Source organism: Arcobacter sp. L, assembly GCF_000284235.1.
Lineage (GTDB): Bacteria > Campylobacterota > Campylobacteria > Campylobacterales > Arcobacteraceae > Aliarcobacter > Aliarcobacter defluvii.
Map to the genome: position 1 here is coordinate 1,778,013 of NC_017192.1, position 25,073 is coordinate 1,803,085.

Below are 25,073 nucleotides of genomic sequence, written 5' to 3' on the forward strand. Positions count from 1 at the left end.
TTTATCCCTAAAATATATATTTTTCATTATAACATTTTATTCAAAATATCAGCCCCAATAGCAACCCCTGGCCAACCTTGTCCTGCGAAAATAGTATCACCAACATTATATAAATTTTTAAAAGGAGTATTACAACTAGGAAGTTCTAAAATATTTTTTAGAGTAATTGCTTTACCACCACAATTTGTTCTATTTATATATCTATTAAATGTTTTTGAAGTTGCAGCAAAAGATACAGTAATCTCCTCTTTTTTTACAAAATCAAAATTTTTTAAAAACTCATTTATAATAAAATCTTTTGTCTCTTCTTTTTTATTCTCATACTCTTCTTTAGTCAAACCTTCCCAAAAAATAGCTTTCGAGTGGGTTGATATAGTTATAGAATAACCATTATGTGAGAGTTTTTCATCATTTATATCTGAAAATGAAACAAAAAAAGAGTTTGATATACAATTTGGAATATTCTCTTTTAAAATTATTTGATAGTGATGTAAAAAGTTCTCTTTTGAGTTTAGTTTCAAATAAACAACAAAAGCACTTTGGTCATTGAATGAAAACTTTTCGTAATACTTCTTTATATCTTCATCTAAAAAAAGTTTTGAACTCTCAAATATTGTAGAATTTAATATAACTTTTGAAGCTAAATACTCATCTTTTGTTGAAATTATTTTATACTTATCTTCAAATCTTTCTATAGAAATTATCTCTTCTTTATTTGATACATTTACCTCTTTTAATAAATCTTCAACTATTTTTCCCATTCCACCATTTGAGTAATAAACTTTGTGAAAAGGATAAGATAATCCTAAACTCAATGCAAGAAGTGATAAATCTTTAGAAGTTGTTTGTAAAGTTATCAAAAGTTGTGAATCAATAAAAGCTTTATACTCTTTTGAAATATTTGGTAAAACTTCATTTATATATCCATCTGCTGTTTTAAACAATAAAAATCCAAATTCTTTGAAAAGTGCAACTATAAAAAGTGCTGTTTTAGCATATGCTTTAAAACTATATTTTGAAAAATAAATATTTTTTAATTTCCAAAATTTTTCATCTATCTCTTTTATAGTTTTCCAAAAAATTCTATTGTTTTCATGATAATAAACACTATTTAAATTTGATAAAAACTCTTCAAAATTTTCAACTCTATCAACTATTTTTTTATTTTGAATAGTTCTTATTGCCACATGACTCTCAATTAGATCAGGCTTTAATCCAACTTCATCAAATATTTTTTTTATAATATGATTCTGTTCATATCCTACAAAAGTTGTGGCTCCTGTGTTAAAAAACTCTCCAAATCGTTTAAATGTAGAAGCACAACCACCTAAGTTTTTATCTTTTTCAAAAAGTATTAAATCTTTTTTTTGATTTAATGAAGCAATCATTGCTCCACCAATTCCACTGCCAATTACTGCAATTTCAACTTTTTTCATTGTTTGCTCTTTTAAACTCTTCAATTGCTCTATTTCTTGAAAATTCAATACTTACTATTTGAGCTGGATAATCTAAAAACATATTTGATTGAACACCATTTTCAACATGGATTAGTTTAGAATTTACCTCTTTTAATTCTAAGATTACTGATTTTATAAAAATTGCATCTTTATCAAATTTTGCACTTTGTAAATATGGATTAAAAATCCTAAAATATGGCACAGCATCAGCACCAGTACTAGCAGCCCATTGCCAAGAGCCAATATTTGAGCTTGCTTCATAATCAATTAGTTTTGAAGCAAAATACTCTTCACCTTTTTTCCAATCTATTAATAAATTTTTTGTTAGATATGAAGAAACAATCATTCTTAAACGATTGTGCATAGTTCCAGTTAAATTGAAATATCTCATAGCAGCATCAATTAGTGGAACACCTGTATTTCCCTTACACCATTTTTGAAAATTCTCTTCATTTGAAGACCAATTTACTTTTATTTCATTTAGATTTTCAAACTCGCTTTTTGGAAAATGAAACAAAATATAGTTATAAAACTCTCTCCAAAAAAGCTCTCGTATGTAAAAATCTTTTTGACTTTGAATTGCTCTTACTTTTTTTATTTTATTAAAAAGTTCTCGAGGACTTATAAGACCAAATCGTAAATGAACAGCTAAATTTGAAGTTGCATTTTTATAAAAAAAATCTCTATCTTCTTGATAATTTACAATTTTCAAGGAAAATTCATCTATAAGTTCATCTGCACTTTTTTCTAAAAACTCTGGTAATTTTTGTTTTTCAAATCCAAGTTCATTTAAAGTTGGAACAAATTCATAATCAAACTCTATTTTCTTTAGATTTTTATTTCTTTCAAATAAAACTAAACTCTCACTTTCCCAAATAAAATTAAGTGATTTATAAAAAGGAGTGAAAACTTTATATGGAGTTTTATCAGATTTTAAAGCATCTTTTGGATGAATTATAAATGAATCCGTAAAAGTTTCCATTGCAATGATTTTAGATATCTCTTCATCTCTTTTTTTTGCATAATTATCAAAATCAACTGAACATAAAACAGTATCAAAACCCTTATTTTTTAGTTTTTCAAAGACTTCTTTAGGAGTTCCATAAAATATTGCTAAATCAAGTCCAATACTTTTTAAATCCTCTTTTAGTTTTAAAACATTTTTATAGATAAATGTAACTCTTTTATCATCTTTACAAAGTTTATCTAAGATATTTTTATCAAATATAAAAATAGGCAACACTTCATCTTTAGCATTAGCTAATATTGCACTATCAGTTACTCTTAAATCTCTTCTAAACCACAAAATTTGTTTCATTATTTATAAGCCTTAATATCACTTCGTAAAGCTAATTCACTTGGATATGGATTTAAAAATTTTTGAATTTTTAAATACTGTACATCAAATCTTTTTACATATAAATTTATAAGTTTCATAACTGCAATCAAAGGAATAATTTTTTCTTTATACTCAGCTAAAGCTTGTAAAATCTCTTCTTTTTCCTCTTTTGTGATTAGCTTTTTGAAATATCCAAAAATATGAAGAAGTACATTGTAAGTTTTATTTACACTTCCTTTTAAACTTATCGCTTTTAAAAACTCTTCTTTGTACTCTGCTAAAATTTCATTTAATTGTTTTTTATCTTTATTTGCAACAATTCTTCCTAAAGTTGTATAAGCTTTTTGAGATTTTGAATAGATTAAATATTTATAAGAAGTATGAAAAATCACCAAATCATTTAAAGTTGGATTTGATTTTAAAAATTCAAATAGATGTTGATATGCAAAAATCTGCATCAAAAAATTTTCCCTAAGCCAAGGGTCAATCAATCTTCCCTCTTCTTCAACTGGTAAATATGGATATTTTTCTTTTATTTTTTTTGCAAATACTCCAACACCATTTTTCACACTTGGTGCATTAAAAGGTTTGTAAACTTTTACCCTTTCCATTCCACAAGTAGGAGATGCTGATTTTAAAATAAAACCACATAAATCATCATTTTCAATTCTATTTGCACATTCTGTTGAGATATTTTCAAGTTCAGTTGTTACATCTTTTGGATTTTTTGTTGAAGTTACAATTTTTAGTTGCCCATTTTCATCTAAAGTTTGTCGAATAGCTTCTCGTGGACTTCCCCAAATTATAGTTTCTGGACAATAAGATGATGTTTCAAAATATTTTTGTAAAACATCAACTATAAATTTATCAGTTGCTCCTACACCATCATATCGACATTTTGTTCCAATCAAACAAGCAGAAACTCCTAATTTCATGAGAAATCCTTTTTTTATTTTATTTTATAACAAAAAAAGGTCTATTTGTAGGTAAATTTATTCAGTTTATAGATTCAATTTCATTCTTTTTAAAATTTCATAAGTCTTTGTCACATCATAAGTTGCACTATGATATTTTTCTCCATCAAATTCTATTCCATAATATAAACAAGTTTCATCAAGTTTTGGATTTTTTACTCTTCCATTTTTTCCAAAAACATTTACTATTTTTTTATTTTCATTCATTGTACAAATATGATTTTCAAATTTAACTCTATTGTTTATATGTCTTAATTCAAACTTTATATTATGAGCGATTAAAGTTTGAGTTCCAAAACAAAACTCTTCAAAATCTTCATCTTCAGTAAAATATGAACTATAACTTTTATCTTTTCTATAATCAAGAATTAAATCAGGAGTTAATCTATGAACTGCATATGAATAAAAATTAACTGGAAATCGTGATAAATAATATCTATGAAATTTATCTAAAATATTAAAATCTTTATCTATCTTAACAGCTGCTATTTCTATTACATCACCAATATTTGAACTATTTGTTTCAAAATCTAAAATTATCATTTTATATATTTTTCTCTTTTTTTATAAACTATTTCTTTTATTTTTTTATAATTTTTTGAATTCGTAGTATATAGTTTTTCTATTAAATCTTCATATTTTTTATAGGTATTCCAAACATTTGATGCATGTTCAAATCTTTGCATTTTTAAAAGTTCAAAACTTACACTTGCATTTACAAAGGCTTTTAAGATAAATGATTCCTCTCTTGTTTTTTCATCATTTTTGTATTTTTTCCAAAGTTCTTCTAATTTATTATGCGCTTCAATAAAATTTTCTATTTCTAATAGAAAAATAATGTCATTTAATTCTTCATTTAATTGCATTTTTTAGCCTATTTTAGTTTCTATATTGTATCAAAAGTTAATAATAATTTTAATTTGTTAATAATATTTTAAAGCAATAAATACTATGATTAATTAGTAAGATGAATTAATTTTAAAGGAGTTTATCATGCAAATAAATTCAAACTCTGTCTTAAATCAAAATGTTTATTTAAATGCAAATCAAGCACTTACAAGAATAGCAACTGGTGTTGAACTAAATCAATCAAGTGATAATGCTTCTAGTTTGTCAATTGCAAACAGTTTATTAACACAATCAAATGGTTATGCGCAGGCTATTGAAAATACAAATTCAGCAATTGCAGCAACTCAAATAGCTTCAGGTGCAACAAATGAACAATCAAATATTTTAAATAATGTAAAAGAAAAACTTCTTCAAGCTTCAACTGATACAACAAGCCAAGAAGGTAGAGATGCAATATTAAAAGATATACAAAAACAACTAGAACAATTTGATAAAATTGCAAGTAATACAAACTATAATGGAACAACATTACTTCAAAATAGTCAAACAGATACTTCTTCTTCTCAAACTTTACAGTATCAAAATGGATTAGTTGGTCAAGATATTATTGAATCAGGTGGAGTACAATCGAACACACAAGGATTAGGACTTACAAATTTAGTAAATCAAAGTCCAACTACTTTTGACTCAAATACAGCAAAAAGTTTTTTAGAAACTGTAGATAATGCAATAAGTAATTTAAATGACATTAGAGGAAATATAGGTTCTGTTCAAAATCAATTAGAAAGTTCAAATAGAAATCTTCTAACTCAACAAACAAGCACTTTGAGTGCTGCTTCACTTTTTGATACAAATTATGCAAAAGAATCTTCAAATTTTTCAAAACAAAATATATTAGCTCAAATTGGTGCTTTTGGACAAGCCCAATCAAATAATATAAATCAGCAAACTGTTTTAAGACTTCTTTCATAAAAAAAGCTCAAGTTAAAACTTGAGCTTTTATCTTCTATATCCATGATGAAAATCATGGAAATTTCTATGATGGTGTCTAGGAGGATAAAATCCAGGATAGTAATATGGTCTTGGGAAACTATCATAAATTACAACTACTTCTGTAGGTGGTCTTCTATCATAATAGTCATCGTAATAATCATCTCTTATATATGTTGTAGTTCGTTCATAGCCATTATTATAAGGCGTATTATTATAATTTGAATAATTTCTTGAATCTCGTGAATTATTTGCAATTGTTGCACCTAATAAACCACCAGCTACTCTTGCAACATCTTTGCCACTACCTTTTCCTATTTGATTTCCAATAGCAACACCTAATGTTGCTCCAACTACTGTATCTAAACCAATTGAGTTATTATCTGCAAATACTAAAGAACTTGAAATTAAAAGTATTGATAAAATTTTTTTCATTTAATATCCTTTTATCTTGTTTGGATTAGTATAAGCCTTTATTGTGAATATATTGTGGAAGTAAAAAATTATTTCAACTTACCAAAAATCTTATATTTTTCCCAGTAAATATCTAAAGCTTCATTTAATTTTTTATCAGATAATTTTGTTTTTTTCTTTATTCCAAATCTTGTTATAAAAGATTCAGACATTATAGTTTTTTCTTTAGTTGGATTTTTCAAAAAAGCAAACATTGCTTTTTTTACTTCTGTTTCACTACTATACTTTAGTAAATATCTATAAAAATATTTATCTATAGTTACAGGTATTCTATTATGACATTTAACACAATCTGTTTCATATATATTATTTTTATCATTTTTAGCAGCAAAAAGAGTTAATGAAAATAAACTTATAAATATAAAAATTCTTACCATCTAATCTTTACCTTTGTACCAACATCAATTTCTGACGTAACTTCAATCTTAAAATCATACTCTTTTGCAATCAAAGAAACAATATTCAAACCAATACCAAAACCACCTACACTTTTATCAAATCTAGAATATCTTTCAAATAATTTGTCAAGATTTTCTTTACTTATTCCTTTTCCACTATCTTCAATACTTAGGCTATTTTTACTCAATACTACTTTTATAAAACCTGAGATTTTATTATATTTTATTGCATTAGAAAGTAAATTATCTATTAATTTTGAAATTTTTTTAATATCACAAAAAATCATAACATCTTCTTTTATGTATATATCAAATCTTATTTTCTTCATTGTTGCGATACTTGAGAAAAAGTCTATTCTTTGTTTTAGAATATTTGATAAATTAATCTCTTCATTATTAGATATTATTTGATTATTTAAAGTTACAAAAGTTAAATCTTCATAGATATTTGAAATAGTTTTTGCTCCAATTTCTATTCTATTTATTTTTTTTGCAAGTTTTTCATCTAACAAATCTTTATTTATCATTTCAATATTTGTAATAATTGCAGTAACAGGAGTATTTAACTCATGAGTTGTATCTTTTATAAATCTATCAAGCAAATGTAAAGCATCTCGCATTGGTTTTAAAAAAAGTTTTGATATAAAGTATCCAATAAGTATCATAAATAAAAAAGCCCCTAAAAAGGCTATAATCATCTTATATTTTATATTCTCAAACCAAATATTATCATCAGGAATTTCTATAATTACATATTTTGAACCTAGATAGTAAGATTCAGGTTCTTTTATAAAATGAATTTGATGACCGCTTAAATAAATGACATCATCCAAACTTACTTCTTCTGATTTTAAAGTAGAAAAAATTTTCTTTTTATCACTATCAAAAATTGCCGATTCAAACTTTTCATCTCGTGGATAAATATTATTTTTATCAATATTAATATGTAAATCTTTTAATCTAAAGATTAGATTATTTGAATAATTTTGTAAAAGTTGTCTCTTTTCTTGTAACATCAAATCTTTTTGGAATTGATAATATAAAAATGTAACAACACTTAAAATTACTAATACAAGAAAAGAGTATAAAAAAGAGAAACCTAGAATAGTTCTAGTTTCACTCTTGGTTAAATCTATACCCGAGTTTTTTAAGACTAACAATTTTATCTTTTCCTAAAATCTTTCTAAGATTTTTAATATAAGTTCGTAAAGAGTTATCACTATACTCTTCATCATAATCCCAAACATAATCATAAATTCTATCATGAACTAAAAGTTCATTTGGATGCTGTAAAAAAAGTTTTAAAAGTTTTAACTCTTTTAAATTTAATTTTACTTCAACTCCATTGTCTCTTAATTCATTAGATATAGAATTAAATGTGATTTTTTCTGTAATATTTATTAATTCATTTTTATTAGAAAATTCTCTTTTTAATATTGTCTGAACACGAATTAAAAGTTCTTTTAACTCGAATGGTTTTCTAATATAATCATCACAACCACAAGAAAATCCTTCTTCTAAAGAATCCATAGAATTTAAAGAAGTAATAAAAATAGCTGGAGTATTTTTGTTTTGATTTCGAACTTCTTTTAAGACATCAAAACCACTTTTATTTGGAACATTTACATCAAGTAATAATAAATCAAAATTATGTTCATAAATAGAAGAAATTGCTTCATCTCCATCATAAACACAAACTACATCAAAACCTTGTTCCTCGAAATAATCTGATACCGTTTCACTCAGATTTAAATCATCTTCTAATAATAATATTTTACTTTTCATTTTCAAGTTGCTTTTCTTCTAATGTTTCATTTAATCTTTTTTCATATTGAGTTCTTTCATATTCACTCATTTTTGGAATTCTAGAATTTAATTCCTTTAAAAAAGATAGTTTATTCTCATCTTTTACATAACCAATTATTTCAATTAATTCTTGTGTGCTCATTTCAGAATAATCTTCTTTGGCAAGCAAAGAACTAAATAATAAAAAAATTATTAATACAACTTTTTTCATCTTCTCAACTTTTTTATTTTCATTGTAACATAACAAACGTATAATAATTGTTGAATATACAATATATTTATTCAAAAAAAAAGAAAAATAATTATCAATTGATAAATTTTAGGATTCTCTAAATAATTTTTCACTAAAATCAAATAAAAAGAGAGATTATGTTTAAAAATATATTAATTATGAGTTGTTTAATTTTTTTATTAAATGGTTGTTTTGGTGAAAAAAAAGAAGAAAAATGGACAGCTTTTATATATCCTAAAAAAGAAGATACAAAAAATAAAATAAAAAGTCCTATAACTTTTACTTCTCTTGAAGAGTGCAAAAAAGTCTCTATTTTAGAAATTAAAAATCAAAATTTAGAAAATATTGCTTCATTTAATTGTGGACTAAATTGTATTTATCATGATGGTATGAAACTTGATATTTGTGAAAAAATGTCAAATGAATAAAAATTTTAATTTTAAATAATAAGGATAGTAATGAAAGAATTAAAATATTTTAACATTTGTTACCATTCAAATATTCTTGATAATAAATTTAGTGAATATCTATCTTCTTATTCTAACAACTCTTTTAATTATGATAATCATGAAGAATTAATAGATTTAATAAATACAAAGGATATTCATGTAGTTATTACAAAATATAATTTTGAATTATTAAAACAAGTCAGAGTTTTAGATAAACAAATACAAATAATTGCAATTTTAGACCAATTAAATGATACTCATTTATTACAAAGTCTTGAATTAACTCAAATAAAATTTATCCATAATTTAAATTGTATAAATGATTTTATTGATACATTAAAAATTTGTATAAAGAATTTAGATTCAAAAACTTCAAATATACAAACACTAAAAAATGATTTTGTGTATGATACATATAATAAAATTTTATTTAAAAAGAATGTTTTAATTCCTCTAACAAAAAAGGAAATTTTATTTTTTGATTTTATTTTTAAAAATAGCAATATAGCTTTAAGTTATGATAATATAAATAATGAAATTTGGAATGGTTCTATGACTCAGGATGCATTAAGATCTTTAATTAAAGAAATAAGAAAAAAAACTTATAAAGAATTAATAAAAAATGTCTCAGGTGTAGGATATAGGATAGATATATAAAGCTTATGTTAAATGAATGAAAAAATATCTTTAAAATATATCTTCAAGCTTTTGCTTGAAAATAAAAAATCACTTATTTTTGGGCAAGTAATAACTATAATTGCAATACTAATAAGTGTCCCTATTCCTCTTCTTTTACCACTTTTAGTAGATGAAGTATTACTTAACAAACCTGATTTTTTTGTAACAAATATTGATAAACTTTTGGGAAATGGCTCAGCTTTTTATTATATTACAATAGTTACATTTATTGTTTTATTTTTAAGATTAACTTATTTTATTTTTAGTGTAATTATCACCAAAATATTTACAAAAATTTCTAAGTTTGTAACATTTAAAATAAGAGAAAAACTCTTAAATCATCTTGAACTGGTGAATATGAATGAATACGAAAGTTTAGGAAGTGGAAGTATAAGTGCAAACTTAATAACTGATGTTAATACTTTAGATAATTTTATTGTATCTGTTTCAAGTAAATTAATATCTTCTACTTTAACTTTAATTGCAGTTGCAATAGTTGTAATTAAAATAAATTTCATTTTAGGTTTAATGATTTTGTTTATTCAACCTATAATCATGATATTATCAAAAAAAATTGCAAATAAAACAGGTTTATTAAAAAAAGAAGAGAATAAAGCAGTTGAAATTTTTCAAAATAATATAAATGAAACTTTAGATTTATTTGGTCAAATAAAAGCTAGCAATAAAGAAAAATATTTTTTTGAAGATTCAATAAATAAAGCAAAAAATATTCAAAAAACTTCAAATGAATTTAACTATAAAAGTGTTGCTTATGAGAGATTTTCATTTACTATTTTTTTAATTGCATTTGAAATTTTTAGAGCTGTTGGATTGATTTTAGTTGCTTATAGTGATTTATCAATTGGTTTAATGTTTGCAATGTTTGGATATATTTGGTTTATAATGACTCCAATCCAAGACATTTTAACTATTCAATACTCATATGCAAGTGCAAAAACTGCAATAAATAGAATAAATAAGATTTTAGAATTAGAAAAAGAAAAAAATGGAACAATTAAACTAAATAAAAATATAAAAAAAATAGATATTTCTATAAGAAATCTATCTTTTTCATATAATAAAAGCAAACAAACTTTAAAAAATATCTCTTTTGATATAAAAGCAGGAGAAAAAATAGCTATTATTGGAGCAAGTGGAAGTGGAAAAACTACAATTGCTCATATCATTTCAGGCTTTTACTCTAAAACTTCTGGAGATATTTTATATAACAATATTAGTATTGACGAAATTGAAAGACAAAGTTTAAGAGAAAATATCTTTTTAGTTTTACAAATGCCCATTTTATTTAATAATAGTTTACGATTTAATATCACTATGGGAAATGAAGTTATAAGTGATGAAGAAATTTATAAAGCTTTAAAAATTGCTCAATTATATGAAAGTATTGAAAATATGCCAAATAAACTTGATACGATTGTAGGAAAACATGGAATAAGACTTAGTGGAGGTCAAAGACAAAGATTATCAATAGCAAGAATGATTATAGCAAATCCAGCTATTGTAATTTTTGATGAATCAACTTCTGCACTTGATGTACATACGGAAACAAAACTTTTTAGTGATTTAGAAGAATTTTTAAAAAATAAAACTGTTATTACTATAGCACATAGATTAAGTACTGTAAAAAATGCTGATATGATTTATGTAATAGATGATGGGAAATTAGTTCAAAGTGGAAATCATAAGGATTTAGAAGAAAAAGAAGGTCACTATTTAGAATTTGTAAAACAACAGCTTATTTAAACTATAATAACAAACTAAAAAATTTAAAAGGTATTAGATGGATGCAATAAATTTAAAAAACTATTTTTTCTATTTTGCAAGCTTTGTTGTAATTATAGCTGGAATTAAAATGTCAAGTGAAGTAGTTGTTATACTATTTTTAGCAATTTTTATCTCTTCAATATTTTCATCTTTATTAAAGATACTGCAAAAAAAACATATACCTAAAGTTTTATCATATATATTTATTTTATTTTTAGTAATTTTAGTGAGTCTAATGTTAGCTTATGTAGTAAATATTTCATTAAAAGATTTTATTACAAATCTTCCAATATATGAAGAAAAATTTAAAAATCTGATTTTAAATTCAATTCATTTTATACAAGCATATGGTGTTGAAATCGATAAAGCAAAAATCATGGAAAGTCTAAACTTTGGTTCTTTTTTTGGTTTTACTACAAATATTATTGGAAGTATTAGTACTTTCTTATCAAAATTTCTTTTAGTTGTAATTGGTGTAGCTTTTATTTTAGCAGAATCAAAATCTTTCCAAACAAAACTAAGAGTTATTTTTAGAAATAATGCAAGAAAACTTGAACATTTTAATCTTTTTTCATATAACATTCAAAGATACTTTGTTGTTAAATCATTTACAAGTTTTTTAACAGGTTTTATAATTGCTATTATGTTGTCATATTTCGGAGTTGATTACCCCATTTTATGGGGTGTTATTGCAATGCTTTTCAACTTTGTTCCTGTTGTTGGTTCTATTATTGCATCATTTCCTGCGATATTATTAGCAATAATGAATCTTGATGTAAATGCAACTATTTGGATTACAATTTTCTATGTTGTAATAAATATTTCAATAAGTAATATACTAGAACCAAAACTTATGGGAAAAGAACTTGGTCTTTCTCCTTTAGTTATTTTTTTCTCTTTAATTTTTTGGGGTTACATCTTAGGAATAGTAGGAATGTTCTTAGCTGTTCCAATAACAATGACTTTAAAAATTGCTTTTGATTCAAATTTAGGAACGCATTGGCTTGGAATTTTAATGTCAGATTTATCAAGAAAAAGAGAAAAAAACAATAAAGAAGCATAAAAAGGAGATAACTCCTTTTTATAATTTATTTAATAAACTATCTATTCTTTTATTTGCAGTTATTATTGTTTCTAAAGATATTTGTTCACTTAAAATTTGAGTATAAACTGTATCAACAATCTCTTTTAATGTTATAGGTTTTGCTAATTGATTTGCAAATAAAAGCATATTTACTCCTGAATTTATAGCTAAAGTTAACGTTTGTTTTAAATCATAATGTTTTGAAATAGCATACATTTGTAAGTCATCACTTACTAAAACTCCATCAAAACCTAATTTATATCTTAATAAATTTGTATTTATATTATAAGATAATGTTGCAGGATATTCTTTGTCTAATTTTTCATTAAAAACATGAGCCGTCATAATCATATTTGCTTTACCATTATTAATTAAATATTTATATGGTTCTAACTCTTTTTGATTCCATGTATTTGTTATATCCACAAAACCTAAGTGAGAATCACCTAAAGATGAACCATGACCAGGAAAGTGTTTTAATACAGAAATAATATGCTCTTTTTTTAATTCATCAATAAAAATTGAAGAGTATTTTATAACCTCTTTTGAACTCTCTCCAAAAGAACGTCCTCTTGTTACAATTACTTTATTTTCTTTATTTATAGCCAAATCAACAACAGGAGCAAAATCAAGATTTATTCCTGATTCTTTTAAATCAATTGCAAGATTTTTATATGTTTGTTTTGCAAAAGATTCACCTTTTAAAGCAACTTCACTTGCTTTTGGAGTATTTACAAAACCATCACTACTTTTTAATCGTTGAACTATTCCACCTTCTTGGTCAATTCCAATAAGTAATTTTTGTTTTGATATTGATTGAAGTTCTGAAGTTAAAATCTTTAATTGCTCTTTATTTCTTACATTTTTTACTTTTTTCTTATCATTTGGATCTTTATCAAATAAAATAACACCACCTAAACCTACTTTAATATTTTGATATATTTCATCTTTTTGGCTTATATTTTCCCCATTAAATCCTAAAATCACCATTTTTGCAATCATTTTTTCTATATCTTCTTTTGAATAACTCTCATTAGCAAAAAGATTATTCAAACCAAAACAACATAAAAAAAATAAAACTAAAAACTTCTTTTGCATATAAACTCACTTAATTTAAAAATTTATCTTCTATTTTTTCTTTTAGAAGATTTCTTTGTGATGTTATTACAGATAAATATCTAATAAGCATCAAAAATAAAATAACTCCTGATAATATCAAAAGATTATAATTTATTGGACTTGAGAAAATTGCCTCAATTGTATTCAAATCCTCTTTATTAACTTTTACTACATTTACAATAAACTCTCTTAAAGCCAAAATTATAAAAGCATCAACTAACAAAGTCATAGAAACTCTTTGTTCTCTTACATAATTTACAACTGCTCGTACAATCTCCAAAAAAATCACAAAATAAAGCATATAAATAATAAAATCCATAAGTTTATCAAGAGCAAGGGCAATCAAAAATAGTACTGATGTAATTGCTAATTCGATATACAACTTATCCGAAAAAAAATTTAATATTGTTCTTCTCATAAATGCTCCTTTAAATTTTTTTATTTATATTTAACCACTCTTTTGGCAATTCATTTATATTTTTATTTGCCATAAAAATAGTTGTTGCAATCATTGCTCTTGCACTCGAATCTCCACCAGCTTTTGAGTTATTTATAATCATCTCTTTTAAATTATCATATTTTGCCAAAAGATGAATAACTCCACTAAATCCACCATCTATATCACAAGCTGGCCCAAATTCTCGAATTGCTTTAAAGCTATCTTCATCTTTTGAATTTAAACCTTTTTCTATCATAACTTGAAATGAATCATCATATTCATTTTTAAGTTTTAAAATAGACTTTGTTATGTCATTTTTTTCTAAAACTAAAAGAAGTAATCTTGCAAAAAAATCTGCACACTCTTTTGCTTTTTTACTATTGTGGGTTACTTGTACAAAAATTTGTACATTTTTTAAAAATTCTTCTTTATTTTTTGATACTTTTAAAAGAGGAGCAATTCTTCCAACAATTGATAAATCAGTTGAATTTGAGCCACTTGGAGTGGTTTTATTCTCAATATTTAAAATAGTATTTCTTGAAGCAGAATCCAAATATCCTGTATAATTTTTCATTTTTTTATACCAAAAATCTCTATATAAATCCACATCAAAACTATTTTTATCTTTCAAAAATTCATATAACCAAAGAGTTTGATCTCCATAATGAGTAAAATCTCCTGCTTCTTTTCCTTTATGCCATAAAGCTTTAGGAGCATTTAAAACTTGCCAATTAAAGTTTTTATCTAAAAGTTGTTCTTCATCATAAACCCAATGCATTCCTAAACAGTAAGAATCTACAACTAACGCAGATAAAACTAAATCTTTTATTTTTTCTTCAAACATTTGTATCTCCTTATTTCACCCAATTTTTATAGTTCGTAAATGCTGGAAACTGATGTCTAAACTCATCTTTATCAAATGAGTAACAATATGAATCCATATAAGCACAAAGTATTTCGTAATTCTTTTTTAATTCAATAAACTTTTCATCACTACCTTCTGGCATATCAGGATGGTATTTTTTTGACAATTTTAAATACTTTTTTTTCAAATCTTTTCTTGAAACTCTTGTTAATATTCCAAACATATCAACAGCTTTTTCAAATTCACTATAATCCATATAAATCCTTTTAAATTCATACATATTGTACTCAAAAAGTTTTAATATCAATTTAGGTAATCTAAATAAAAATAATAATTAATTTTTAGAAGGATTTTTATGGTTTATACTCTATATTATGTACATGACCCAATGTGTTCATGGTGTTATGCATTTAAAGCAACATTAGATGAACTAAAAAAACATTTAGCATCAAATATAAAAATAGTTTATGTGGTTGGAGGTTTAGCAAAACATTCAGATGAGCCAATGCCAAAAGAAATGCAAGAAAAAATAGAAAATATTTGGTATGAAATAGAAGAAGTAACTGGAACTAAGTTTAATCATGATTTTTGGAAAAATTGTATTCCAAGACGTTCAACTTATCTTGCATGTCAAGCAACTATGCTTGCACGTTATGAAGATAAAGAAGATGAAATGATAAGTGCAATTCAAGAAGCTTATTATCAAAAAGCATTAAATCCAAGTGATGCCTCAACATTAATTAGTTTAGCAAAACAAATAGGAATAGATGAGAAAAAATTTGAAGAGAATTTAAAATCACAAAAAATAGAAGATGATTTACAAGAAGAACTAAACTTTAGACGTTCGCTTTATGTAAAAGTTTTTCCTTCATTGATTTTAAAATATAAAAAAGAACTCTATCCAATAAATATAAAATATAATGATTATAAAAGTATGTTAAATCAAATAAATGATTTAGTAGAAAATAGCTATTTTTAAAAAGAAGAAGTTTTTACTTCTTCTTTTTTATTTATTTCATAAGTGGATCTGTTAATCCTAAATAATACATTCCAATTAAACCAACAATTCCAACAACTAAACAATAATAAATTGTAGGAATAATAGTTTTTCTTAAAGTCTCACCCTCTTGGTCAAGTAATCCAACAGTTGCACTAGCTGCAACTACATTGTGAATTGCTATCATATTTCCAGCTGCTGCTCCAACTGCTTGAAGAGCAACCATAAATGCTGTAGAAACACCTAACGCATCAGCAACACCAAATTGGAATTGACTTAACATCATATTTGAAACTGTATTACTTCCAGCAATAAATGCTCCTAAAGCTCCAACAACTGGTGCAAATAAAGGATAAATATCTCCAACTGAATGAGCAACAAAATTTGCCATTGCAATTGGCATAGAATCAAATCCAGAAGAATTAACACCTGAATTAATTAAAACTCTTACAAGTGGAATAGTAAATACAAGTACAAATCCAGCACCAATCATTACTCTTGAAGATTCACCAACAGCAGCTTTTAACTCTTTAAATTCCATTTTATGTAAAAAATAAGTGATAATTACAACAAATACTAAAATTCCTCCTGGTAAATATAAAGGATTCATAGTAAAGTTTAAACCTTCACCTAAAATATTTTTGTATGAGAATGCTAAAGACATAACAAAAGCTTTTGCATCAGCACTAACTCTTGTTAATACTAAAATTGCAGCAACTAATACATAAGGAATCCAAGCTTTTGTTAAAGACATAGCTTCTTTTGATGTCATTGCATCAAATTTCATTTCAAATTTAGAAACCCATGCAACTGGCCATTTTTCTCTTGGAGCAAAATCCCAAGATTTTTTAGGAACTAAAAATCCATTTTTAGCTGCTAATACAACGATTGGTAAACCAACTAATGCACCAATTAATGATGGGAACTCTGCACCTAAGAATACACCTGTTAAAGCATAAGGAATTGTAAATGCAAGACCAGCAAAAATTGCAAAAGGAATTATTGATAATCCTTCACTCCAAGATTTATTTTCTCCAAAAAATCTTGTAAGCATGATAATCATAAATAAAGGAATAAATGTTCCAGCAATTGCATGAGTAATAGCTACTTCTGATGTAATAATTTGAAGATACGCATCCCAAGAAGAACCAAGATTTGATAAAGTTGCTCCAATTCCAGCTGAATCTAATCCTTTATTTACTCCAATTAAAATAGGAGTTCCAACTGCACCAAAAGATACAGGAGTACTTTGGATCATCATACCAACCATAACAGCTGCCATAGCAGGAAATCCAATAGCTACAAGTAATGGAGCAGCAATAGCAGCAGGTGTTCCAAAACCAGAAGCTCCTTCAATAAATGAACCAAATAACCAAGCTACGATAATAACTTGTATTCTTCTATCAGGACTAATATTATTAAATCCTTCTCTAATTACAATAATTGCACCTGAATGTTTTAGTGTATTTAAAAGTAAAATAGCACCAAAAATAATCCATAAAACAGAAATTGTGATTAACATTCCTTCAATCGTTGAAGCAAGAACTCTTTCAAAAGAAACTTCCCAAACCAAAAATGCAACTGCGATTGTTGCAATATAAACTAAAGGCATTGCTTTTTTTGCAGAAACTCTAAGTCCTACAAGTAAAATACCAGCAAATATGATTGGTAACGCAGCAAAAAATGCTTGAAAACCTAAACTCATAAACTTTCCTCCTAATAAAAATTAGACTAAGAATAGTTTTGAGATATGATATTTTTATGAGAAAAAATATCTAGTAAGAAAATAACATAAATTTATCTATAAAAGTGATAATTTTGGTAACAAATTAGTTACATTTTATATAATTATTCTAAATTCTGCTCCAATAAATTTTTGATTTTTATATACAAAATTTTTATTTGAAACAAAAATTTCTCCATTTAATCCTTTTGTAATTATCTCTTCACTCATATATAAACCAATTCCCGTTCCAACTGATTTATGTTTTGTTGTAAAATATGGTTCAAAAACATGGGCAATAACATTTTCATTTATTCCACCTGCATTATCATAAATCTCAATAATTTTTTTTCCTTCTTCTTCATAAAGATTTATAAATATTAATTTTAAATCTTCTTCTTTTTCAATAAAAGCATCTTTTGCATTTATTAAGATATTCATCATAACTTGTAAAAATTGGTTTCTAATACCTTTTATTTCAAAATTATCATCATTGACAAAAACAAGTTCAATATTATGTTTTACTAGCTCTGTTTTTATCAGATTTAAACTACTATTAATAGCTTGTTTTACATCAAAGTTACTTTTTACTGAGTCTTCTTTATAAAAATTTCTAAAATCATCAATAGTATTTGATAAATATTTTGTAGAATTTAAAATCACTTCTATAAAATCAATAATTTCTTCTTTTGAATAAAACCCCTCTTCTTCATGAAGTTTAATAGCACTCGTTGAAGAACTAATCACACTTAAAGGTTGTCTCCATTGATGGGCAATATTTCCTATCATTTCACCCATAGCTGATAATTTTGATTGTTGAAAAAGAAGTTTTTCTTTTTCATGTAAAAGTCTTTCTTGTTCTTTTTGTAAAGTTATATCAGAAAAAACTGCAATATAATTTGTCAATTTGTTGTTTTCATTATAAACAGCGTTTATTTTTATTCTTTCAATATAAAGTTTCCCATTTTTATCTTTATTTGTTATTTCACCTTCCCAATAACCTGTAGAAATTAACTCTGTCCACATATTTTTATAAAAATCTTCTTCTTGAAGACCTGATTTTAAGATTTTTGGATTTCTTCCAACAACTTCTTTTAATGTATATCCAGTATTTAATTCAAATGCTTTATTTACATTTACAATATTTGCTTTATCATCAGTTACAACTATTCCATCATGGGCATTTTTGAAAACAATATGAGCATTTTTAAGTTCTTTTTCTCTTTGTTTTTTTATTGTAATATCTAAAGCAATTAGTACATATTCAATATGTTCATCAATTTCAAAAGATGATATTACGATTTCTAATACTCTTGGTTTTCCATCTAAATCATATATATTTAACTCTTTTTGTACTTTTTCACCATCCGTGTAATTTCTAAAAATACTTTCTAACCATTTCTTTTCACTCTCAGGCCAACATGAATATTCCCAAATATTTTTATCTTCAATTTTATTTTCAAAAAATAAAGATAGAAAACTCTTATTTATATCTAAAATTTTTCCATCAGAATCTACTATTAGAGCAAAAAAACTACTTTGTTCAAACAAAATTTTAAATTTTTTATTTAAAGAAAATTCTTTGTTAATTCTTTTATTATAAGTAATTAACCATGAAATTATTAGAATAATAGATAAGATTAATAAAGCAAAAATAGTTACTAAAAAAGTATAACTTTTTTCTTCCCAAGTTTGTAAAGTTTTGTCAAAATTTAATCTTACTATTACTAAAAATGGATAGTTTAAAGTGCTGTTATAAGAAAGAATAGTTTTTTCTTTATTAAAATCAAAAATACCAGAAAATGAATTTTTTTCTTTTATAATAGTCTTTAACTCATCACTAATATCTATATTACTTTGTTCTCTAAAATCGTTTGAAACCAACAATGTTCCATCTATTTTTAAAATATCAATATAACAATGTTCAATATTTAAAAAATTATTATATCGATTAAGTAAAAAATCACCATTTATGGCAATTAAAACTTTAACTCTTTTATAACCTAAAGAAACTTCTTTTAATATAGGAAAAAAATTTATATCCAAATTATTCTTTGAATACTCAATATTTTTTGCATCAAAAAAATCTCTTCCCTCTTTCGTATTTCCAACTCTTAAAATATCTTTACTATAAGTTGGTATTGGATAAAAAGATTCTAAATTTATTAAAAGATTTTTATTTAACTTATTTGAGCTATATATGATTTTATTATTCTCATCTAAAATATTTATTGATCTTATTTCTAAATTCTCTTTTAATAAATTTAGCAATTTATTATTGATAATTTCTTCTTTTTCTTCATTTTTCAAAAGTACAACTAAACTATCAGTGAATAAATCTATGGTATTTATTGTTTTACTCAAATTATCAACAAAAATACTTGAATACAATTGCACTAATTTTAAATGAGTTTTTATTGTTTCATCTTTTAAAACAGTTATAGAGAAAAAAACACTAGAAATTACAAGAAAAATGATAAATAAACTTGCAATAATTATTTTAGAAACTGTAAACTTCATCAAAAAACTTATTTTAATTTAACAATTGGTTCTAAACCATTTTTTTTAGCTAATAACAAAAGTCTTCCATCAGCTTTTATGTCACGGATAAATTGTTCAACTCTATCATAAAACTTATCATCACCATACTTCATCGCCCAAGCATAATCAGTTTTAAAATAAGTTGTTTGTGGCTCTATTAATTTTGCCCAATTAGTTTTCACTAACATTCTTTTAGCAAAAGGATAATCTGTCATAAAAACATCAGCTCGACCAGATTGAACTTCTTCTTCCCTTTGATGCATTTTATCCACAACTAAAAGTTGTGCATTTTTTAATTTTTCTTTCATAATTGGTTCATGATAAGTACCTTTTGCAACTGCAATAATATTACCTTGTTTATCAATATCATCCCAATTTTGAACTCTTCTATTATTTTTTGTAGTAATCGCATAAACATCACTTGATAAATGCGCTGTTGTAAATCTAATTTTTTCTCTTCTTTGAGCTGTATTTCCAATAGCAAACATTGCAATTTGACAGTTATCATTATTTATATCATCAATTAAAGTTGCAAAAGAACTTATCACAAACTCTAAATTTACATTCAAATCTTTAGCTAATTCTTGTGCTAAATCACTATCTATTCCTGAAAATTGTTGAGTTCTTTGGTCTAAATATGAAATTCCATAATATTCAGGCCAAACACAAACTTTTAATTTATTTGTTGATTTTATTTCATCAAGAATACTTTCCTTAGCAAAAAGGATAGAAGATAAAAATAATAATAAATATAATTTTCTAATGAGTTTCATTTAGAATACCTAACAAGATAAAATATGGATGATTATACAAAATATAAATATAAAATATATTAAATGAAAATATTTATTAATAAAATAATTTTTTATTAATATTGATTAATTTATTTATAGTATAAACCATTATATAATACGCAACTATTTTAAAAGGGATTTTATGTATAACAACACAATTATTTATATATTTAATAGATTAATAAGACTCGCTATATTATTTTTTATTCTATATTTAATTTTTACAAATTTTGGTACTTTTATGATAATAGTAGGAATTTTTGTTCTAATTATCGCTTTTTTTATTTATAACTTTAAGAAAAAAATGAAAGCAAATAGTTTTTCATTTAGATTTGACAGTTCACAGTTTCAAAATGGTCAAAATTTTAATTTCAATGATTTTAGAAGTTTTAACCAATCAGACTTTCAAGGTTTTGCGAATGCTCCAAGATTTGATGAAGTACAAAAAGCAAAAGATTTCTTTGGTTTTACTCACTCACCAACAAAAGAAGAGATAAAAAAAAGATATAAAGAACTTGCACGTAAATATCATCCAGATATAAATGGTGGAAACGATGAGAAAATGAAAGAATTAAATAATTATAGAGATATTTTGATGAAAACTGTAGAGTGAATTTAAAATTCACTCTCTCTTATTAGAACTGAAACTGCTTTTTTAAAGACTCTTGAAATTATACTTGAAGATTCTCCTTGAGTAACTAAAATTCCAACTTTTCTATTTTCTAAATTTAGTACACTATCATTTAAATCCATTGAAATTTTATAATAAGCTTGTTCTGTTTTTATTCCTTTATTTTTATCTTGTCTTGTAGCTATTTCTCCTCCAAAATCAGAAGATAATTCTGGAAATTCTAAATATGGAACAGAAACTTTTGAAATATTTGATATTTTTGAATGAATATCTTGAATATCCCCTGAACTAAAAATAAATTTACTATTACTATTTTCTTTCAATAATTTAAAATCATTTTCATTACAAAAACCAACTATTTTATAGTTTAAATTATCATATAATACAAAAATTGGCTCTTTTTTATTTATCCATTGATTTACTTTAAAAGTATCATTAAAATAGATCTTTCCATCAAAATTTGCTTTTATTTCAAACTTATCTATAACTTTTTTTAAACCTTCTAATTCATTTTGTTTTTTTAATAAAGATTCTTCTAAAACAAAACGTTTATTTAGATTTTCTTTAAAACCTGCTTGTTTATTGATTTCAAGTTCAATTTGTGTTATCTCTTTTTGAATTTGTGATATTTTAAATTCTATTTGTGGAGATTTAATTTTCAATAACAGTTGATCTTTTTTTACATTTTCACCATTAGTAAAAAATATTTTTTCTATAAATCCATCTTCAGCAGAATAATACTCAATATAGTTTTTTGATTCAATAATTGCTGGCATTTTAATATTTGTATTCCAAGGAATAAATATCAAAAATAAGAATATTAAAAATAAAGCTAAAGAGATTTTATTTCTTTTATTAAATTTTAACTGTGTTTTTTTACTCCACCAAAATTTCAACTCTTTAAAAATAGGCAAAAAGATAAACCAGATAATTTCAACTAAAAATAAAACTATTCCTAAAACTTTAAAAGCATAATAATAAACTAAAACAGCAATTCCTAAAAATAAGAAAAATCTATAAATCCAAGTTCCAATAGCATAAATAATAAAAAATTTCTCTTTTTCTTTTGTTAGAATTTCTGGTTTTATCTCATCTAAACCTAAAATATTTTTTCTTATAAACCATCTTGCCATTGCAAAAGAACGAGGTTGTAAATTTTTACTATCAGTTAAATCTGAAAGTGCATAATACCCATCAAATCGTAGAAATGGACTAATATTTATAAGTAATGAACTAATCCAACTTGTTGTTGCAATAATAAATAAAATACTTTTTAGTATTCCATCAGGAGCAAAAGACCATAAAAAAGTAGCAATTAAACCTAAATAAAGTTCTACTTTCATTCCAGCAACTACAATTTTTAATCTTTGATATTTCGATTTTAATTTCCAAGCATTTGTTGTATCTGTATATAAAACAGGGAATAAAACCAAAAAAGCAACTCCCATAGTTGGAACTTTACAACCATATCTTTTAGCTGTAAAAGCATGACCTAATTCATGAAAACTTTTAACAAAAACTAAAGATAAAAAATAGTAAAAAAAACCCTCTTTTGAAAATAAATACATAAAAGTTGAAGTAAATTTTTCCCAATCCCTTAATACAAAAATAATTCCAATAAAACCCAAAACTAAAACAATATTTTGCCAAAGTTTAGAATATAAAAAATCAACTTTTGTTTTATTTCTTTCAAGCCATCTATCAGGTTTTAATAAAGGGATTCTTATAAATAAATAGTTATGAATCAACCATTTAAAAATATTTTGTTTTGATTGCTTTTGAAGATTTATCATTCTTGAAGTATATTTTAAATCATCACAAACAATTAGATTATTATTTATTAAAAAATCTACAAAAGTCTGCAAAGATTCTTTATCTATGTCATAATCTTTTTCTTCTAAAATTTTTATAAATTCATCAAGTTCAATATCACTTTGCCAGTTTGAAATTAGTTCAAAAGCATCAATTCCTATATTAAAATATTTATTTTGAATAGGATCAAATAAAAGCCATCTTTTTGAACCATCTTCAGCAACGGATGTTTCTAAAAGATTTAAATCATCTCTTATTTTTGGTAAAATTGTTTGTTCTTGTTGAAACATTACCAACCTATCCATTGTCTAACAGCAGTTATAGGTTTTCTAAATAAATAGAAAAATAAAGATACTTTTTTTGAATAAATTTTTGCAGTTCCTCTAAGTCCAATAGATGGAATATAACCATTTTCTTTTATATCATCAAAATTTGCAGTTATTTTATAAGATAAAATATTTTGTTCTGTAAGTTCTGGTTTATAAGAGATATATTTTATTTTTGCACTCCAAGAGTTTGTTGGATCATTATCAAAAAAAGCTTTTACAATAGCATTTTCTTCTAAAAAAATAGCATCACTAACAGGTAACATAATTTTTAATTCTATATTCTCTGGTTTTGCTATTAAAAAAATTCTTTCTCCTGTTGATACCGGTTTTCCTTTCCAATCATTTGGATTATTTATAATTGCGATTCCATCTTCTTTTGCGAATATTTTTGTTTTATCAAGTTGATCTTTTGCATAATCAAGTTCTGCTTCTTTTAATTTAACTTGATTTTCCAACTGTGAAATTTGGCTTTTTTGTTTTGGGTCTAAAAAACTGCTCTGTTTTGTACTAAAAAGTTCAGCATTTGTAACATCCAAAGTTCTTTTTGCTACCAAATAATCATTTGAAAAATCTACATCATCAAATTTTACAATCAATTGATTTTTTTCTATTTTATCATTTGGAAAAACTTTCACTTCTTCAATAACTGCATTTAATGGAGATGTTACAACATAAGGATTTTTTGCATCAACTTCAAGTGGTGCTAAAACAGATAATCTAACAGGCAAAAACATCAAAAGAAATACCACAAGAACTGCTATTTTAAAATATTTATTTTTAAATGATAAATTCTTTAAGGTTTGAGAAATTCCACAACTTCTCATAGCAAATAAAAAATAAGTGAGAGAAGAAGACAAGTGTTTAATCATCAAAATATCATTTTCATTCCAAGATTCTTCTTTAAATAAAAGAAAAATATAATCCGTATCACTATTTTCTTTTGATTTTTTTAAAGGAATATATAAGATATTTGACGGTGCAAATTCATGAAGAGATTTATAATTTATCTCTTTTAAATCATTTTTTGTATCAACAATAAAAACATCTTTTATTTTTTCATTATTTTGCAAATCTAGTGTTACATCTTCTACCCATTGAACATAAGGAGATGTTGAGTCAACTACTGAAATATCCGAAATAGCTACAACTTTGTATTTTCCTGTTAAATCAGTTGTTAATAAAATACCTTGTGAATAATTCACAAGGCTTCTTGTTCCATTTACTATTTGAAAATAGAGCTCTTTTTTACTTTCACAATTTCTACAGTTGTGCTCCAACTGTAGAAGTTTTGATATATTTGATTCCAAA

26 protein-coding genes are annotated in these 25,073 nt (G+C 24.5%); 7 read left to right on the forward strand and 19 right to left on the reverse strand.

Annotation, left to right across the window (positions count from 1 at the left end; translation table 11 throughout):
* Window positions 1-26 precede the first annotated feature (26 nt).
* The 5 genes from ABLL_RS08800 to ABLL_RS08820 all read right to left on the reverse strand — a co-directional run bounded on the left by ABLL_RS08800 (window position 27) and on the right by ABLL_RS08820 (window position 4,636).
* Window positions 27-1,436: an NAD(P)/FAD-dependent oxidoreductase gene (locus ABLL_RS08800; protein ID WP_014474443.1), complete on the reverse strand. Its 1,410-nt coding sequence runs from the start codon at window positions 1,434-1,436 to the stop codon at window positions 27-29.
* Window positions 1,423-2,775 (reverse strand): deoxyribodipyrimidine photo-lyase, encoded by a 1,353-nt coding sequence (locus ABLL_RS08805; RefSeq protein ID WP_014474444.1) that lies wholly within the window; start codon window positions 2,773-2,775, stop codon window positions 1,423-1,425. The genes ABLL_RS08800 and ABLL_RS08805 overlap by 14 nt, the downstream gene beginning before the upstream one ends.
* Window positions 2,775-3,731 (reverse strand): DUF523 and DUF1722 domain-containing protein, encoded by a 957-nt coding sequence (locus ABLL_RS08810; protein WP_014474445.1) that lies wholly within the window; start codon window positions 3,729-3,731, stop codon window positions 2,775-2,777. The genes ABLL_RS08805 and ABLL_RS08810 overlap by 1 nt, the downstream gene beginning before the upstream one ends.
* 66 nt (window positions 3,732-3,797) lie before the next feature.
* Complete coding sequence (locus tag ABLL_RS08815) at window positions 3,798-4,313, reverse strand: 3'-5' exonuclease (protein ID WP_014474446.1); 516 nt, start codon at window positions 4,311-4,313, stop codon at window positions 3,798-3,800.
* Window positions 4,310-4,636 carry a DUF309 domain-containing protein gene (locus ABLL_RS08820; RefSeq protein WP_014474447.1) on the reverse strand — a complete coding sequence of 109 codons (327 nt, stop codon included), beginning with the start codon at window positions 4,634-4,636 and terminating at the stop codon, window positions 4,310-4,312. Before ABLL_RS08820 ends, ABLL_RS08815 begins: the two co-directional genes overlap by 4 nt.
* A 127-nt stretch (window positions 4,637-4,763) precedes the next feature.
* Between ABLL_RS08820 and ABLL_RS08825 the strand changes: the two genes are divergently transcribed.
* The gene (locus tag ABLL_RS08825) at window positions 4,764-5,591 is read left to right on the forward strand and encodes a flagellin (RefSeq protein ID WP_014474448.1); all 828 of its coding nucleotides are present in this window, start codon (window positions 4,764-4,766) and stop codon (window positions 5,589-5,591) included.
* Window positions 5,592-5,618: 27 nt separating this feature from the next.
* Here ABLL_RS08825 and ABLL_RS08830 read toward each other — a convergent pair whose 3' ends face one another.
* The 5 genes from ABLL_RS08830 to ABLL_RS08850 form a co-directional block, all read right to left on the reverse strand.
* Entirely contained in the window at window positions 5,619-6,044 is a 426-nt protein-coding gene (locus tag ABLL_RS08830; RefSeq protein WP_014474449.1) for a glycine zipper 2TM domain-containing protein, read from the reverse strand.
* Window positions 6,045-6,112: 68 nt separating this feature from the next.
* Window positions 6,113-6,460, reverse strand: coding sequence for a hypothetical protein (locus ABLL_RS08835; protein ID WP_014474450.1), 348 nt, complete (start codon window positions 6,458-6,460; stop codon window positions 6,113-6,115).
* Window positions 6,454-7,641 (reverse strand): HAMP domain-containing sensor histidine kinase, encoded by a 1,188-nt coding sequence (locus tag ABLL_RS08840; RefSeq protein ID WP_041654811.1) that lies wholly within the window; start codon window positions 7,639-7,641, stop codon window positions 6,454-6,456. Before ABLL_RS08840 ends, ABLL_RS08835 begins: the two co-directional genes overlap by 7 nt.
* Window positions 7,598-8,266, reverse strand: a complete 669-nt coding sequence (locus tag ABLL_RS08845; protein WP_014474452.1) for a response regulator transcription factor — start codon at window positions 8,264-8,266, stop codon at window positions 7,598-7,600. The genes ABLL_RS08840 and ABLL_RS08845 overlap by 44 nt, the downstream gene beginning before the upstream one ends.
* The gene (locus ABLL_RS08850) at window positions 8,256-8,498 is read right to left on the reverse strand and encodes a DUF1104 domain-containing protein (RefSeq protein WP_041654812.1); all 243 of its coding nucleotides are present in this window, start codon (window positions 8,496-8,498) and stop codon (window positions 8,256-8,258) included. Before ABLL_RS08850 ends, ABLL_RS08845 begins: the two co-directional genes overlap by 11 nt.
* A gap of 158 nt (window positions 8,499-8,656) precedes the next feature.
* Here ABLL_RS08850 and ABLL_RS08855 point away from each other — a divergent pair, with 158 nt between their 5' ends.
* From ABLL_RS08855 to ABLL_RS08870, 4 genes are read left to right on the forward strand one after another with little or no spacing between them, the layout of a single operon-like run.
* Complete coding sequence (locus ABLL_RS08855; RefSeq protein ID WP_014474454.1) at window positions 8,657-8,947, forward strand: hypothetical protein; 291 nt, start codon at window positions 8,657-8,659, stop codon at window positions 8,945-8,947.
* A gap of 30 nt (window positions 8,948-8,977) precedes the next feature.
* Entirely contained in the window at window positions 8,978-9,625 is a 648-nt protein-coding gene (locus ABLL_RS08860) for a winged helix-turn-helix domain-containing protein (RefSeq protein ID WP_014474455.1), read from the forward strand.
* Between the two features lie 12 nt (window positions 9,626-9,637).
* A complete protein-coding gene (locus tag ABLL_RS08865; RefSeq protein WP_014474456.1) occupies window positions 9,638-11,410 on the forward strand; it encodes an ABC transporter ATP-binding protein in 1,773 nt (590 codons plus the stop codon).
* A gap of 37 nt (window positions 11,411-11,447) precedes the next feature.
* Window positions 11,448-12,494: an AI-2E family transporter gene (locus ABLL_RS08870; protein WP_014474457.1), complete on the forward strand. Its 1,047-nt coding sequence runs from the start codon at window positions 11,448-11,450 to the stop codon at window positions 12,492-12,494.
* An 18-nt stretch (window positions 12,495-12,512) separates the two neighbouring features.
* On the opposite strand, the gene ABLL_RS08875 is transcribed toward ABLL_RS08870, so the two are convergent.
* Genes ABLL_RS08875 through ABLL_RS08890 form a run of 4 tightly spaced genes read right to left on the reverse strand, consistent with a single transcriptional unit; the run spans window position 12,513 to window position 15,194 of the window.
* On the reverse strand, window positions 12,513-13,613 hold the full coding sequence (locus tag ABLL_RS08875) for a glycoside hydrolase family 3 N-terminal domain-containing protein (RefSeq protein ID WP_014474458.1): 1,101 nt from the start codon (window positions 13,611-13,613) through the stop codon (window positions 12,513-12,515).
* A 10-nt stretch (window positions 13,614-13,623) separates the two neighbouring features.
* Complete coding sequence (locus ABLL_RS08880) at window positions 13,624-14,052, reverse strand: phosphate-starvation-inducible PsiE family protein (protein ID WP_014474459.1); 429 nt, start codon at window positions 14,050-14,052, stop codon at window positions 13,624-13,626.
* A 10-nt stretch (window positions 14,053-14,062) separates the two neighbouring features.
* Window positions 14,063-14,917: an ADP-ribosylglycohydrolase family protein gene (locus tag ABLL_RS08885; protein WP_014474460.1), complete on the reverse strand. Its 855-nt coding sequence runs from the start codon at window positions 14,915-14,917 to the stop codon at window positions 14,063-14,065.
* A 10-nt stretch (window positions 14,918-14,927) separates the two neighbouring features.
* Window positions 14,928-15,194, reverse strand: a complete 267-nt coding sequence (locus tag ABLL_RS08890; protein ID WP_014474461.1) for a DnaJ domain-containing protein — start codon at window positions 15,192-15,194, stop codon at window positions 14,928-14,930.
* A 99-nt stretch (window positions 15,195-15,293) separates the two neighbouring features.
* Here ABLL_RS08890 and ABLL_RS08895 point away from each other — a divergent pair, with 99 nt between their 5' ends.
* Window positions 15,294-15,917 carry a DsbA family protein gene (locus tag ABLL_RS08895; RefSeq protein WP_014474462.1) on the forward strand — a complete coding sequence of 208 codons (624 nt, stop codon included), beginning with the start codon at window positions 15,294-15,296 and terminating at the stop codon, window positions 15,915-15,917.
* 31 nt (window positions 15,918-15,948) lie between these two features.
* Here the strand turns inward: ABLL_RS08895 and ABLL_RS08900 are convergent, their stop codons facing one another.
* The 3 genes from ABLL_RS08900 to ABLL_RS08910 form a co-directional block, all read right to left on the reverse strand.
* Window positions 15,949-17,640 (reverse strand): L-lactate permease, encoded by a 1,692-nt coding sequence (locus ABLL_RS08900; RefSeq protein ID WP_014474463.1) that lies wholly within the window; start codon window positions 17,638-17,640, stop codon window positions 15,949-15,951.
* Window positions 17,641-17,775: 135 nt separating this feature from the next.
* Window positions 17,776-20,178 carry a PAS domain S-box protein gene (locus ABLL_RS14740; protein WP_014474464.1) on the reverse strand — a complete coding sequence of 801 codons (2,403 nt, stop codon included), beginning with the start codon at window positions 20,176-20,178 and terminating at the stop codon, window positions 17,776-17,778.
* Window positions 20,179-20,186: 8 nt separating this feature from the next.
* Window positions 20,187-20,972: an ABC transporter substrate-binding protein gene (locus tag ABLL_RS08910; protein WP_014474465.1), complete on the reverse strand. Its 786-nt coding sequence runs from the start codon at window positions 20,970-20,972 to the stop codon at window positions 20,187-20,189.
* A 325-nt stretch (window positions 20,973-21,297) separates the two neighbouring features.
* Here ABLL_RS08910 and ABLL_RS08915 point away from each other — a divergent pair, with 325 nt between their 5' ends.
* A complete protein-coding gene (locus ABLL_RS08915; protein WP_258239351.1) occupies window positions 21,298-21,606 on the forward strand; it encodes a DnaJ domain-containing protein in 309 nt (102 codons plus the stop codon).
* Window positions 21,607-21,608: 2 nt separating this feature from the next.
* Here ABLL_RS08915 and ABLL_RS08920 read toward each other — a convergent pair whose 3' ends face one another.
* Both ABLL_RS08920 and ABLL_RS08925 read right to left on the reverse strand, forming a co-directional pair.
* Window positions 21,609-23,726: a site-2 protease family protein gene (locus tag ABLL_RS08920; protein WP_014474467.1), complete on the reverse strand. Its 2,118-nt coding sequence runs from the start codon at window positions 23,724-23,726 to the stop codon at window positions 21,609-21,611.
* Window positions 23,726-25,072 carry an efflux RND transporter periplasmic adaptor subunit gene (locus ABLL_RS08925; protein ID WP_014474468.1) on the reverse strand — a complete coding sequence of 449 codons (1,347 nt, stop codon included), beginning with the start codon at window positions 25,070-25,072 and terminating at the stop codon, window positions 23,726-23,728. Before ABLL_RS08925 ends, ABLL_RS08920 begins: the two co-directional genes overlap by 1 nt.
* Window position 25,073: the final 1 nt, after the last annotated feature.